Source organism: Brenneria tiliae, from assembly GCF_023347575.1.
Lineage (GTDB): Bacteria > Pseudomonadota > Gammaproteobacteria > Enterobacterales > Enterobacteriaceae > Brenneria > Brenneria corticis.
Map to the genome: position 1 here is coordinate 1 of NZ_JAKPCB010000032.1, position 255 is coordinate 255.

1 rRNA gene is annotated in these 255 nt (G+C 52.2%); it reads right to left on the reverse strand.

Annotated features, from left to right (window positions below):
- Nucleotides 1–255, reverse strand: a 23S ribosomal RNA gene (locus tag MFP24_RS00150); the annotation flags it as partial.

Genomic DNA, 255 nt, shown 5'->3' on the forward strand with positions numbered 1-255 from the left:
TTCACGACGGACGTTAGCACCCGCCGTGTGTCTCCCGTGATAACATTCTACGGTATTCGCAGTTTGCATCGAGTTGGTAAGTCGGGATGACCCCCTAGTCGAAACAGTGCTCTACCCCCGTAGATGAGTTCACGAGGCGCTACCTAAATAGCTTTCGGGGAGAACCAGCTATCTCCCGGTTTGATTGGCCTTTCACCCCCAGCCACAAGTCATCCGCTAATTTTTCAACATTAGTCGGTTCGGTCCTCCAGTTAG